Source organism: Halomonas sp. DP8Y7-1, from assembly GCF_019801685.1.
GTDB classification, from domain to species: domain Bacteria; phylum Pseudomonadota; class Gammaproteobacteria; order Pseudomonadales; family Halomonadaceae; genus Halomonas; species Halomonas litopenaei_A.
Genome location: NZ_JAHVIN010000012.1, coordinates 183,779 through 196,936 on the forward strand (window position 1 = coordinate 183,779; position 13,158 = coordinate 196,936).

Sequence of the window (13,158 nt, forward strand, 5' to 3'; positions counted from 1 at the left end):
GTTTTTGGTTGGCCGAGACTAGACGTTGTGACTATCGCCCGTCTTGTCCTGGCTGGCAGCTACCGAGCCTGACTCACGCTTTCGCTGTTCGCGCGGGTCGTTGTGGGCACGGCGACGGCGGCGACGAGCAGGCTTGTCCGTCGCGCTGCTCTTGCTGTCGCTATCGTCTTCTGCCTTGGCTTCAGCTGTCGGGGCCTCAGCAGCCTTGCTCTCAGCTACTGCCTTCGACTCTGCCGGCTTAGCATCAGCCGCCTTCGCTTCAGCCGTTTTGGTCTCGCTCGGCTTGGTCTCGCTCGGCTTTGCTTCGGTCGGCTTGGACTCAGCAGGCTTTGACGCAACAGCCTTGCTGTCAGTCACCGCCTTGGCTTCCGTCGGCTTCGTTTCAGCCGCTTTGGCCTCAGCAGGCTGGGCCTCAACAGCCTTGGACTCGGCAGGCTTGGACTCAACAGCCTTGCTGTCAGTCGCCGCCTTGGCTTCCGTCGGCTTCGCTTCAGCCGTCTTGGACTCAGCAGGCTTGGCTTCAGCGGGCTTGGCTTCAGCGGGCTTGGTCTCGGCAGGCTTGGACTCAACAGCCTTGCTGTCAGTCGCCACCTTGGCTTCCGTCGGCTTCGCTTCAGCCGTTTTGGACTCGGCAGGCTGGGCCTCGACAGCCTTGGTCTCGGCAGGCTTGGACTCAACAGCCTTGCTGTCAGTCGCCGCCTTGGCTTCCGTCGGCTTCACTTCCGCTGTCTTGGTCTCGGCCGACTTGGTCTCGGCAGACTTTGACTCAACGGGCTTAGGCTCAACGGGCTTGGACTCAGCCGCCTTGCTGTCAGCTTCCGCCTTGGTATCAGCTGGCTTGGCTTGCGTAGGCTTGGCTTCTGCCGCCTTGGTCTCAGTCGCCTTACTGTCAGCTTCCGCCTTGGCGTCAGCTGGCTTGGCTTCGGTCGGCTTGGCTTCAGCAGGCTTGGCTTCAGCGGTCTTGCTGTCAGCTTGCTGCTTGGGATCCGCTGCCTTGGCGTCGGTGGGCTTGGCGTCTGCCGTCTTTGCGTCAGCAGCCTTGGACTCAGTCTCCGCCGGGGCGTTGACGTTCTGGCCGGCCTTAGTGGCTGGGGCCTTGGAAGCGTCAGTGGTGCCCGCTTCGGCTGACTGACCATGGTCGTCGCTAGCGGCAGCCTCTGCCTGAAGGCGCTGTTGCTCCTTTACGGCATCGGGATTGATCGCCTGCTTGCGGCTGCGATTGCGCGGATTGTTGCGGGTGCGCTTGGGCTTGGTGTCCTTGGGTGCGTCGCTGGCAGCCGGGCCGTCAGCCTGAGCGGCGCTCTGGCTGTTCTTGGCCGTGGTGGGCTTGGCACTGGATGCCTTGCTGTCGTCGCTCTTGCGAGACTCCTGCTGACGCGGCTCTTGTTGACGCGGCTCTTGCTGGCGTGACGCCTGCTGACGTCCGTCGTCGCGACGTGAGCGCTGACGGTTGTCGTTGCCATCGCTCTTGTCGTTACGGTTGTCGGCCTTGGGCTGACGACGATCCTGCTGGCGGCGGTCCTGACCACTGCTGTCACTGCGACGGTCCTGGTTATCGCTGCGCCCGGCGCGTTGGCTGTTGCTCTGCTGGCGCTGGTTGGTCTGACCGTTGCTGCGACGATTGCGCTGACGTCCGCTGTCGCTACGCTGGCCGCCGTCAGAGCGCTGCTGCCGTTCGGAGGCGTTGACGTTCGTCTTGCGCGTGTCGGAGCGAGCGCTGTCGCTGGTGTCTTCTTCGCCGCCGAGGAAGCGAGCGAAGCCTTTCACCAGGCGCCCAAACAGTCCCGCATTGTGCACGCCCGCCTGACTGGTATTGGCTGCCGGCTGGCGCTGTTGCCGCGCAGGGGTCTGGCGGCTGGCGCGCTGAGGCGCTGCCGGGCGCGCTTCCTTGGCCACTTCTTCCTCGTTGAGAGAAGCGGGGGCGGGAGCGTTATGCACGACGCTCTTCACCGCTGCCTCGGCGCGCTGCACCGGCTTGCCGAACGCAGCGTCGGGTTCCTTGCCGACCTCGGTGTCGGTGGACAGCTCGAAGCTGGAGGCGTGGGCGGTGCCTTCTTCATCGACGTGATCATCGCGCAGGCGCTGCACGTCGTAGTGCGGCGTATCCATGTCCGGGCTGGGCAGCACGACCACGCGCACGCCTTGACGACGCTCGATTTCGGCCAGCACGGCGCGCTTCTCGTTGAGCAGGTAGGTGGCTACCGGCACCGGCAGAATGGCGCGAATCTGCGCGCTGCGCTCCTTCATCGCCTCTTCTTCGATCAGGCGCATCACCGACAGCGACAGCGAGCGGACATCGCGGATAGTGCCCTGACCATCGCAGCGGGGACAGACCACGCCGCTGGTTTCGCCCAGGGAAGGGCGCAGGCGCTGGCGTGACATTTCCATCAAGCCAAAGCGTGAGATGCGTCCGATCTGGACCCGGGCGCGATCAAGCTTGAGGGCATCACGCGCGCGATTCTCGACCTCACGCTGATTGCGTGCGGGCCCCATGTCGATGAAGTCGATGACCACCAGGCCACCGATGTCCCGCAGACGCAGCTGTCGTGCGATTTCGTCGGCAGCCTCGAGGTTGGTCTGCAGTGCGGTCTCTTCAATATCGCTGCCGCGGGTGGCCCGCGCCGAGTTGATGTCGATGGACACCAGCGCCTCGGTGTGATCGATGACGATGGACCCACCGGAGGGCAACTTGACCTCCCGCTCGTAGGCCGTCTCGATCTGTGACTCGATCTGGAAGCGGGAGAACAGCGGTACCTCATCGGCGTACAGCTTGATCTTCTGCTGATAGGAGGGCATCACCTGGCGAATGAAGGAGAGCGCTTCCTGGTGAACCTCGGGGCTGTCGATCAAGACCTCGCCGATGTCCTGGCGCAGGTAGTCGCGCATGGCGCGAATAATGACGTTGGATTCGCGGTAGATCAGGAAAGGCGCAGAACGCTTGCCGGCCTCTTCGGTGATGGACTCCCACACCTGAACCAGATAGTCCAGATCCCACTGGAGTTCTTCCGGGGAGCGCCCGATACCTGCGGTACGGACGATCAGGCCCATCTTGTCAGGCACCGTCAGCTGGCCCATGGCTTCCTTGAGCTGGGCACGTTCCTCGCCTTCGATGCGACGCGAGATACCGCCGGCGCGGGCATTGTTGGGCATGAGGACCAGGAAGCGGCCAGCCAGGCTGACAAAGGTGGTCAGTGCAGCACCCTTGTTGCCACGTTCTTCCTTGTCGACCTGAACGATGACTTCCTGGCCTTCCTTGAGGACTTCCTTGATGCTGGGACGTCCTGAGGGCTCCTTGATGAAGTACTCGCGAGCGATTTCCTTGAGCGGCAGGAAGCCGTGTCGCTCGGCACCAAAGTCGACGAACGCCGCTTCGAGGGAGGGTTCCACGCGGGTGATCTTGCCGCGATAGATGTTGGCTTTTTTCTGTTCCCGGGCACCGGATTCGATGTCCAGGTCGTACAGGCGTTGTCCATCCACCAGGGCGACGCGCAGCTCTTCAGGCTGGGTCGCGTTGATGAGCATCCGTTTCATGTTGTCTCGCAAAATGGGCGCGCCGGAGGGCGCCCATTGGCAACGGCAATGGTGAACCGCTGGTGCAGCGTGCTTGTGCTCAGCGCATGTCGCGGAAGCTGCGCCCGGCCACGACATCCAGCTGCGATCGCCGTGGCATGATCATGTTGAGTACGGGGCGGAGGGAGAACGTGTCTCGGTGGGGCCTTGCCCATCCGGTCCTGCCGTCACCGCCAACACCTGGCATTCAATCGATTCACCGTTGCCGGCCTCCGGCACGGTGTTGTACGTCTCCCGACGACAGTGGAGGGCGACCACTCAGGGTGGAGGCATGTCCGTTGCGTCGGGCGTGATGTTGTCACCTTTACATCGGCGGCGGGATCTCTCAGGGATCGTCGCGGCCTCTGCGGTAAACGCTGTGTCAGTCACATTTCGCTCAGGCCTGCGTGTCTGTCGTGCAGGCGCTTGCTGGGATCAATCGGACCCGGGGAGCGAGAGGGCAATATAACAGTAATGCCAAGGGTCAGCAATTGGCGACAAGCTGCGCTAGAATGGCGTTTTAATGCGGGTTTCCAGTGGAGTGACAGCGTGGCCGAAGGGCGTGACGTACAGTGGGTGGAAGTGACCGAGGGCCAGGTCGGCCAGCGCGTCGATAACTTTTTGATGAGTCGGCTCAAGGGCGCGCCGCGCTCGCTGGTGTACCGGATCGTGCGCAAGGGCGAGGTGCGGGTCAACAAGAAGCGGGTGAAGGCGGACACGCGTCTGGCGCTGGGGGATCTGGTGCGTATCCCGCCGCTCAAGCTGGCGCCACAGGAGGCCGTGCGCGAGGTCAGTGACAACCTGCGCAACCTGCTGGCCGGCAGTGTGCTGTTGGAAGGGCCGGACTGGATGGTGCTGAACAAGCCCTCAGGGCTTGCCGTGCACGGAGGCAGTGGCGTCAAGATCGGCTTGATCGAGGCGCTCCGCCAGGTGCGGGAAGATCTGGATTTTCTTGAGCTGGTGCACCGACTGGACCGTGACACCTCCGGCTGCCTGCTGTTGGCCAAGTCGCGTCCTGCGCTGCTGTCACTCAACCAGTCCTTGAAGCAACACAAGATGAACAAGCAGTACCTGGCGCTGGTGGCCGGGCGCTGGCCCGCCCGACGTGACTTCGTGAGTGCACGCCTGGATCGCTACGACGCCGGCAATGGCGAGCGACGGGTGAGGGTCGATGCGGCGGGCAAGGTGGCGCGTACCCGTTTCGCCGTGCGCGAAACCTTTGCCGGTGCCACCCTGGTCGAGGCGGAGCCGATTACCGGTCGTACCCATCAGATTCGCGTGCATGCGACCCATGGCGGCCATCCATTGCTTGGTGATGACAAGTACGGCAGTCGTGAGGGCGCTCGCCTGAGTCGCGAACTGGGTCTTGAACGGCTGTTCTTGCACGCGGCGTCACTGACGTTTCCCGAGCCGACCAGTCAGCGGCCGGTGCAGATTCGGGCGCCGCTGGATGACGCTCTCGAGGCGGTACTCGAGCGCGCGAGAAGGCGTCAATAAGCCACCTGGTGGTGGTCTCAGGCGGCCAGCTGGCATGTCTTCAGTGGTATCTCGCCTGCACACCTTTTTGTGGCGGTGGCTGCTGCCATGACCAACTCTTCTGGTAAGGAGTCGGCGCTTTGCGGCGACGACTCAGGACAGCCCCAGAGGAGCGATGGCGATGCGTGTGTTGAGCGAGAAGGTGACCTTTGCCGGTCAGGATGGACAGCAGCTGGCGGCGCGCCTGGATCGCCCCGAGGGCAGCGAGCCCCAAGCCGTGGCGATCTTTGCGCACTGTTTTACCTGCACCAAGGATATTCTTGCCGCCAAGCGTATCGCCGCCGGACTGGTATTGCGCGGCGTAGCGGTGCTGCGCTTTGACTTTACTGGGCTGGGACACTCCGAGGGTGAGTTCGCCAACACCCACTTTTCATCGAATGTCGACGACCTGTTGGCGGCCGCTGCTTATCTGGAGGGAATGGGCTTGGCGCCAGGACTGCTGGTCGGGCACTCCCTAGGCGGAGCCGCAGTGCTGGCGGCGGCGGGTCAGCTGCCGGCGGTGAAGGCGGTTGCGACCATCGGTGCTCCGTTCGATCCGGCCCATGTGCTGCATAACTTTGGCGCAAGTCTGGAGCTCATTGAGCGACAAGGCGAAGTCAAGCTGGAGCTGGCGGGTCGCCCCTTCACCATCCGCAAGACCTTTGTCGACGACCTGCGTGAGCAGCGCCAGCGTCAGCGTATCGAGGCGCTAGGGCGCCCCTTGCTGGTGTTGCATGCGCCGGGGGATGAGACCGTCGAGATCGAGAATGCCGCTGCGATATTCGGCGCCGCTCGCCATCCCCGCAGCTTTATCTCCCTGGATGATGCCGACCACCTGCTGACCCGGGCCGCCGACGCCGAGTACGCCGCCGAAGTGGTGGCTAGTTGGGCGTCCCGCTATCTGGGGCTGGTGGCGCCTAAGTCGCTACCGGGGGTGCCCGAAGGGACGACCCGGGTGTCCGAGGCGGACCCCGGCGGGTTTCGCCAGGATGTGCTGGCGGGGGCGCATCATCTGCTGGCGGACGAGCCGCTATCCTATGGCGGAACCAATCTGGGATTTACGCCGTATCAGCTGCTCGCGGCCGCCCTGGGCGCCTGCACGTCGATGACGGTGCGTAGCTATGCCAGGCGCAAGAAGCTGGCCCTCGATGATGTGACGGTGGATGTCAGTCACGACAAGATTCATGCCGTGGACTGTAGCGAATGCGAGGCGAGCGGTGGCAAAATCGACCGCTTCGAACGTGTTCTCCACCTTGCCGGTGCCTTGACCCAGGATGAGCGTGATGCGCTGCTGGCCATCGCCGACCGTTGTCCTGTACATCTCACCCTGGAAGGTCAGGCCCTGGTGGTCACTCGACTGGCGGGCGAACCCCGCTGAGCGGTGGCAGGACACGACCCATGCAGTGAGGGCTCCCCTGCGGTGCCCGCCGAGGAGCCATGTCTTGCGCTACGATCTGACCATATTTGATTGGGATGGCACCCTGATGGACTCCATCGCCCGCATCGTTTCCTGTATGCAGGCGGCGGCCCGAGAGGTCGAGTGGGGCGAGTTGGGTGCTGCCGAGGTGCGCAACATTATCGGTCTGGGGCTGCCTGAGGCGATCGCGACGCTATGCCCCGGCATCTCTCCCGACCACGCAGAAAGGCTGAAAGCGCGATACTCCTGGCACTTCGTCGAGGGAGATTCGACGCCGGTCACCTTCTATCCGGGGGTAGAGGCAGGGCTTGCTGAGCTCTCTCGGCAAGGCGCCTTGGCCGTGGCCACCGGCAAGAGCCGCAAGGGCTTGGATCGGATCTTCCGGCAAAGCGACACCGGGCGTTTCTTTGTGGGAAGCCGGACCGCCGATGAAACTCGCTCGAAGCCGCATCCGCAGATGCTGGAGGAGTTGCTCGCCGAGTGCGGCGTGCCGCCCGAGCGAGCGATCATGATCGGCGACACCGAATATGACATGGAAATGGCGCGGGCCATCGGCATGCCGCGTATGGCGGTCAGCTACGGTGTGCATGACGTGGCAAGGCTTGAGCGCACGCAGCCGGTGCTGATCGCTGATGACTTTGGTCAGGTGCTTGAGCACTTGCGCGGATAGTGGGATGGATCATCGGACGGCTAGCTGACGTCGTGGGTGCAATAGAGCGCCAGGTGGCGGTGATGACGAGTGGACAGCTTGTGCCGCTGTCTGGCTATCCAGAGTGTCGAGGAGTGAGATATGGCAAACACGCCCAAGGATGATCCCTGGACCGAGGGGGAGGAGTCAGTGCAGCCTGCTGCGCCAGAGCGCGGGGGGGATGACAATGCTGAGGTCCTGCGAGAGCGTCAGAGGCTGGTGCAGATCGAGAGCATGGATCGCTGGATACAGGGCGTGCTGGTCGAGCAGCGGCGTGGGCGGCGGTGGAAGCTGTTCTTTCGCTTTGCCTGGCTGCTGCTGGTGGCGGGCGTCATTGCATCGGTGTGGTATGCGTTGACGATGACACCCGACGAGGATGCCGTGCAGGGGGAGCACCTGGCGCTGGTCAGTGTCGAGGGCGTCATCGACAGCGAGTCACCGGCGAACGCCGAACGCCTGATTGAGGGTCTCGAGGCCGCGTGGGAGGCGCCGGATGCTCGCGCCATCGTGCTTCACATCAATAGTCCGGGCGGCAGTCCTGTACAGTCACAGCGGGTGTATCGGGCGATTACGGCGCTGCGTGAACAGGGGGACAAGCCGATCATTGCCGTGATCGAGGACCTCGGCGCAAGCGGTGCCTATTATATGGCGGCGGCTGCGGATGAAATTGTGGCGGCCCCGTCCAGCCTGGTGGGATCCATCGGTGTGATCTATGCCGGATTCGGGCTTGATCAAGTGATCGACGACCTCGGTGTCGAGCGTAGAGTGTTTACCGCGGGTGACAACAAGGCATTTCTCGACCCCTTCTCCGAAATGCGCCCTGATCAGCAGGTGTTCTGGCAGAAGGTGCTTGATACGACCCATCAGCAGTTTATTGACGCGGTCAAGGCCGGTCGTGGCGAACGCCTTGCCGAAGACCCGAAGGTCTTCAGCGGGTTGATCTGGACCGGGGAGCAGGCCCTGGAGCTGGGCTTGGTGGACCGCCTCGGCACTCTCGATGATGAGGCTCGTCACTGGCTGGACGAGCCAGTCATCGAGGACTATACCCCCTCCCAGGACCCGCTGGACCGTCTGGCTCGCCGCTTTGGCGTGTCGCTGGCGCATTGGATGGGGTTGCCCCAGGCAGCGTCGCCGCTGCGCTACCAATTACCTTGAGCCACTGTGCTGTCAGCTGCCTTGAGCCGCGAGCGCTATGAGTTGCCGGGAGTCGTTGCCTGGCGTGTAACGCTGACCACAGAGCATGATCCGCTGCCTTTGCCTCAAGGGGGCGGGTCAGGGCGTCGCCAGCAACGGATCCGCGCCTGCCTCTCGCAGCCATCGGCAGAGCAGGATCAGAGGTAGCCCAATCAAGCTATTGGGGTCGTCTCCCTCGAGTCGTTCGAACAGGGTGATGCCGAGGCCCTCCATGCGGAAGCTGCCGGCGCACTGCAGGGGTTGCTCGCGCTCGACGTAGGCGTCAATCTCGGCGGCGCTGAGCTGCCTGAAGACAACGTCGAAGTGCTGGTGTCCTACCCAGTGTCGTTGGCGGGCGGTGTCGAGCAGGGCGAGGCCGGTGACGAAGCGCACGCGCTCGCCGGAGAACTGAGCCAGCTGAGCGCGCGCACGCTCTGCCGTATGGGGTTTGCCCAGGATCTTGTCGCCAAACACGGCGACCTGGTCGGAACCGATGATCAGGTGCGACGAATAGATGTCCGCCAGGGCCATGGCCTTGGCGGAGGATAGTCGCTGGACCAGGGTTGTGGGAGATTCCTGTGGGCGCGGGCTCTCGTCAATATCGGGGCTGGCCCAGGAGAAGGGCAAGCCCAGGCGCTCGAGCAGTTCGCGGCGCCAGGGTGAGCTGGAAGCCAGGACCAGAGGTGTCATGCCGTTTTCCTTGTCGACAGTGTGGGGTAAGGCCGAGGCGCGGCGGCGTTAACGCCGGGCGTGCCGCGGATGAAAGATGAAACATGGTAACCTATTGAGTACTGGGCTTTGACAGGGGGCAGACGAGTGCCTATCATTGCGCGCCTATGTTGACCTCACGATTGCCCGGCCGGGTCGAGCCCTATAAGCTCGCAGCCCAAGCCGAACACCTTGAAGGCCTGGTGGCACTGGCCGAAATGAGTCGCTTGACCGACGAAGTCGGCGCTCAGCAGGGCGATGCCAGCGCGTGGCTGGAATTCGCCATCGACGCCCAAGGGCGTCGGGTGATCCGGGGGCGCCTGGAGGCCGAATTGCAGCTGCCCTGTCGCCGCTGCCTCGAGCCCATGGCTCAACATGTCGCAAGCGACTTCCTGCTCGGGCTCGTCAGCAGTGACGACCTGGCCGCGGACCTGCCTAGCACCCATGAGCCGGTGCTGGTGGAAAATGAACAGCTGGATCTCCTGGGTGTGATCGAGGATGAACTGATCCTCAGTCTGCCCCAGGTGGTCTACCACGACGAGTCAGAGTGTCCTGTCTCGCGCGACCAGCTGAGCAGCGGGGCAGAGGCCGAAGTTTCGGAAGCGCCCTCTGGCAGCCCCTTTGACGTGCTCAAGCGCCTCAAGGGCAACACCGATACCTGATCGATATTTTGTGGAGTGATTTCCCATGGCAGTTCAACAGAACCGTAAGACTCGTTCCAAGCGCGGCATGCGTCGTAGCCACGACGCCCTGAGCGCGCCGACTCTGTCCCAGGACAAGGAAACTGGTACTACTCACCTGCGTCACCACGTGTCTCCGGACGGCTTCTACCGTGGTCGCAAGGTTGTCGACGTATAAGTCGACAACGGCTGATACTCGCTGGCCGCCGTAATGCGGATCGCCGTTGATGCCATGGGTGGGGACAAAGGTCCTCGCGCCACCGTGGCAGGCGCGGCCAGCGCTGTCATCGAAGACCCCCAGATCGATATCCAGCTGTTTGGCCCCAGGGCCCTGTTGGAAGATGAGATCTCACGCCTGCCGCGGCCTCTGGTCGCGGCGGCGTCGCATTTGCACCTCTGTGATGCCCCAGACGTCATCGCCGCCGACATGCGCGCCTCCCAGGCGCTGCGAAGCGGTGGCCGTTCGAGCATGGCGCGTATGCTGGAGAGTGTTGCAGCAGGTGATGCAGCGGTTGGGGTGAGTCCGGGCAACACCGGCGCTCTGATGGCGCTGTCGCGCCGAGCGCTGGGAATGGTGCCCGGCGTCCCGAGGCCTGCCATCAGCACCGCCATCCCGACGCGGGATGATGGGCGCTGTTATTTGCTTGACCTGGGTGCCAATGTCGATGTTTCGGCAGAGCGATTGGTGGACTTTGCCCTGATGGGCGATATTATGGCCCGCCACGTTGATGGCCTGGTCGCCCCGAGGATCGCGCTGTTGAATGTCGGCGTTGAATCCACGAAGGGTTCTGCTGTGGTCCAGGACGCTGATGCCATGCTGCGACAGCTGCCTGGGCTCAACTATCTGGGGTTTATCGAGGGCGATGGCGTGTTTGCCGGCGAGGCAGACGTCGTGGTCTGCGATGGCTTTGTCGGCAATGTGCTGCTCAAGGCCAGCGAAGGGCTGGCCAAGATGCTGGTAAGGCGCGTTCAAGCCACCTTCGAGGCGCACTGGGGTAGTCGCCTGGTGGGACTGCTGGCGCGCCCAGCCCTTAAACGATTGAAGAGCGAACTGGATCCCGTTCGCTACAATGGCGCCAGTCTGCTTGGGCTGGCCGGGATCGTGATCAAGAGTCATGGCAGCTGTGACGCCCAGGGCTTTCACTACGCCCTGAGACGCGCGTCCCAGGAGGTGCGCCGTGACTTGCCGAGCCGGCTGCACGCCGAGCTCGACCATCGTCGTTTGGCACGGACGCGCACCCGCTGAGGGTGGGCGTGGTGCCGGGCGGCAGCCAACAAGAGCATAGGTGATCAAGATGACACAACCGCTTGCCCTCATCTTCCCTGGGCAGGGGTCGCAACAGATCGGCATGCTGCGCGATCTCGCCGAACGCTACAGCGTGGTGAGAACCACCTTCGAGGAAGCCTCCGAGGCACTGGGCTATGACCTTTGGCAGGTGGTCCAGGAGGGGCCGGAAGAGTCGCTGAATGCAACGGCATGCACGCAGCCAGCGCTGCTGGCATCCAGCGTGGCCATCTGGCGTGTCTGGCAGGAGCTTGAAGGGCCTCGCCCCGGTGCCATGGCTGGCCACAGTCTCGGCGAGTACAGCGCCATGGTGTGCGCGGGAGCGCTGCCGTTTGCAGAAGGTATTCGTCTCGTGCGTCTGCGCGGCGAGGCCATGCAGCAGGCGGTGCCTGCGGGGCAGGGCGCCATGGCGGCCATTCTTGGGCTGGACGACGCTGCGGTAGAGCAGGCCTGTGCGTCCGCCGCTGAAGGCGACGTGGTCTCGGCGGTCAACTACAATGCACCCGGTCAGGTGGTGATTGCGGGCAGCAAGGCGGCCGTAGAGCGTGCCATTGCGGCGTGTCAGGAGGCTGGGGCAAAGCGCGCTATGCCGCTGCCGGTGTCCGTGCCGTCTCACTGTGACTTGATGCGCCCTGCGGCCGAAAAGCTCGAGCAGGCCTTGGCCGAGGTCGAGTTGAAGGCGCCCCGCTATACCGTGATCCAGAACGTGGATGCGCAGGCTCACGCGGACGTGGCTACGCTGCGCACGCGGCTGGTCGAGCAGCTGTATCAGCCGGTGCGCTGGGTCTCCTGTGTCGAGAAGATGGTGGCGGATGGCGCTGATGTCTTTATCGAGTGCGGGCCTGGCAAGGTGCTGACAGGGCTGAACAAGCGCATTTCTCGCGGTACGCGTGGGCTGGCGGTGAATGACCCCGATAGCCTTGCTGCGGCGCTTGAGCTGGCGCGTGAGGTGCCCGCGGTTTGACGGTGGCTGACGCCCTGAAGCGTCGCCTTTTGGCCCGGCAAGAAGTCGGGCAGCAATGACCAAGCAATGGAAGTGACCATGACAACCGAGCCTAGAGTCGCCCTGATCACCGGAGCCAGTCGCGGGATTGGCCGAGCCATTGCCCACGAGCTGGGTCGGCAGGGTCGCATTGTGATCGGCACCGCCACGTCTGATGCTGGTGCAGACCGCATCGACGCGGACCTCAAGGAGCAGGGCATTCAGGGGGCCGGCCGCCGCCTGGACGTGACCGACATGGCCAGCATCGAAGCACTGATGAAGTCCATCAATGACGAATTCGGTGCGCCGACGATCCTGATCAACAATGCTGGCATCACCCGTGACAACCTGCTGATGCGCATGAAAGAGGATGAGTGGGACGGCGTGCTGGATGCCAACCTGAAGTCCGTCTATCGTCTCAGCAAGGCCTGCCTGCGCGGCATGAGCAAGGCTCGTTGGGGGCGTATCGTGTCGATCAGCTCCGTGGTAGCCACCATGGGCAACGCCGGTCAAAGCAACTATGCTGCCGCGAAGGCTGGCATGGAAGGGTTTACTCGCGCCCTGGCGCGCGAAGTGGCATCTCGGGATATCACGGTCAACGCCGTGGCGCCGGGCTTCATTGCCACTGACATGACCGATGCACTGTCTGACGAGCAGCAGGACAAGCTCAAGGGGCAGGTGCCATTGGCTCGTCTGGGCAAACCCGAAGAGATCGCTGCTGCGGTAGGCTTCTTGACCAGTGAGGGCGCAGGCTATATCACTGGTGAAACCCTGCACGTCAATGGCGGCATGAACATGCGTTAAATGCACGCTCTGCGTGTGTTGCGTCGACCCCAAGGGGTCTATAAACTACCCCGCAGTTTAGTTGCGGAATTAACCAGCTGGTCATCAGAACGGCTAACGTGAACGACTGGAGTATGTCTAAATGAGCACCATCGAAGAGCGCGTGAAGAAAGTTGTAGCAGAGCGCCTGAACGTCAAGGAAGAAGATATTCAGAACTCATCTTCCTTCACCGAGGACCTGGGCGCTGATTCCCTGGACACCGTTGAGCTGGTGATGGCGCTGGAAGAGGAATTCGACACCGAAATTCCTGACGAAGAAGCCGAGAAAATTACCACCGTTCAGGAAGCGATCGACTACGTCAACGCCAACCAGTAAGC

General features: G+C 63.2%; 12 protein-coding genes. 10 read left to right on the forward strand and 2 right to left on the reverse strand.

The genetic code is table 11. The annotated features are described in order from the left end of the window. Positions 1 to 18: 18 nt before the first annotated feature. The gene (gene rne / locus KUV41_RS15150; protein WP_222486657.1) at positions 19 to 3,531 is read right to left on the reverse strand and encodes a ribonuclease E; all 3,513 of its coding nucleotides are present in this window, start codon (positions 3,529 to 3,531) and stop codon (positions 19 to 21) included. A 567-nt stretch (positions 3,532 to 4,098) separates the two neighbouring features. Here rne and KUV41_RS15155 point away from each other — a divergent pair. The 4 genes from KUV41_RS15155 to sppA all read left to right on the forward strand — a co-directional run bounded on the left by KUV41_RS15155 (position 4,099) and on the right by sppA (position 8,324). Further along, a complete protein-coding gene (locus KUV41_RS15155) occupies positions 4,099 to 5,046 on the forward strand; it encodes an RluA family pseudouridine synthase (RefSeq protein ID WP_222486658.1) in 948 nt (315 codons plus the stop codon). 160 nt (positions 5,047 to 5,206) lie between these two features. Continuing rightward, positions 5,207 to 6,442 (forward strand): bifunctional alpha/beta hydrolase/OsmC family protein, encoded by a 1,236-nt coding sequence (locus KUV41_RS15160; RefSeq protein WP_222486659.1) that lies wholly within the window; start codon positions 5,207 to 5,209, stop codon positions 6,440 to 6,442. Between the two features lie 64 nt (positions 6,443 to 6,506). After that, on the forward strand, positions 6,507 to 7,151 hold the full coding sequence (locus KUV41_RS15165; protein WP_206937379.1) for an HAD-IA family hydrolase: 645 nt from the start codon (positions 6,507 to 6,509) through the stop codon (positions 7,149 to 7,151). Between the two features lie 120 nt (positions 7,152 to 7,271). After that, on the forward strand, positions 7,272 to 8,324 hold the full coding sequence (sppA, locus tag KUV41_RS15170; RefSeq protein ID WP_222486660.1) for a signal peptide peptidase SppA: 1,053 nt from the start codon (positions 7,272 to 7,274) through the stop codon (positions 8,322 to 8,324). Positions 8,325 to 8,441: 117 nt separating this feature from the next. Here the strand turns inward: sppA and KUV41_RS15175 are convergent, their stop codons facing one another. Continuing rightward, positions 8,442 to 9,032 carry a Maf family protein gene (locus tag KUV41_RS15175; RefSeq protein WP_222163031.1) on the reverse strand — a complete coding sequence of 197 codons (591 nt, stop codon included), beginning with the start codon at positions 9,030 to 9,032 and terminating at the stop codon, positions 8,442 to 8,444. A gap of 146 nt (positions 9,033 to 9,178) precedes the next feature. On the opposite strand from KUV41_RS15175, the gene KUV41_RS15180 reads away from it, so the two are divergent. The 6 genes from KUV41_RS15180 (at position 9,179) to acpP (ending at position 13,156) form a co-directional block, all read left to right on the forward strand. After that, complete coding sequence (locus KUV41_RS15180; RefSeq protein WP_206937387.1) at positions 9,179 to 9,712, forward strand: YceD family protein; 534 nt, start codon at positions 9,179 to 9,181, stop codon at positions 9,710 to 9,712. A gap of 25 nt (positions 9,713 to 9,737) precedes the next feature. After that, positions 9,738 to 9,908, forward strand: coding sequence for a 50S ribosomal protein L32 (gene rpmF, locus KUV41_RS15185; RefSeq protein ID WP_010627954.1), 171 nt, complete (start codon positions 9,738 to 9,740; stop codon positions 9,906 to 9,908). Between the two features lie 33 nt (positions 9,909 to 9,941). Further along, positions 9,942 to 10,976 carry a phosphate acyltransferase PlsX gene (plsX, locus tag KUV41_RS15190; RefSeq protein WP_222163032.1) on the forward strand — a complete coding sequence of 345 codons (1,035 nt, stop codon included), beginning with the start codon at positions 9,942 to 9,944 and terminating at the stop codon, positions 10,974 to 10,976. A gap of 49 nt (positions 10,977 to 11,025) precedes the next feature. Further along, positions 11,026 to 11,979: an ACP S-malonyltransferase gene (fabD, locus tag KUV41_RS15195; protein WP_222163033.1), complete on the forward strand. Its 954-nt coding sequence runs from the start codon at positions 11,026 to 11,028 to the stop codon at positions 11,977 to 11,979. Between the two features lie 78 nt (positions 11,980 to 12,057). Then, positions 12,058 to 12,801, forward strand: a complete 744-nt coding sequence (fabG, locus tag KUV41_RS15200; RefSeq protein ID WP_206937425.1) for a 3-oxoacyl-ACP reductase FabG — start codon at positions 12,058 to 12,060, stop codon at positions 12,799 to 12,801. Positions 12,802 to 12,922: 121 nt separating this feature from the next. Next, the gene (acpP, locus tag KUV41_RS15205; RefSeq protein WP_021820799.1) at positions 12,923 to 13,156 is read left to right on the forward strand and encodes an acyl carrier protein; all 234 of its coding nucleotides are present in this window, start codon (positions 12,923 to 12,925) and stop codon (positions 13,154 to 13,156) included. Positions 13,157 to 13,158 lie beyond the last annotated feature (2 nt).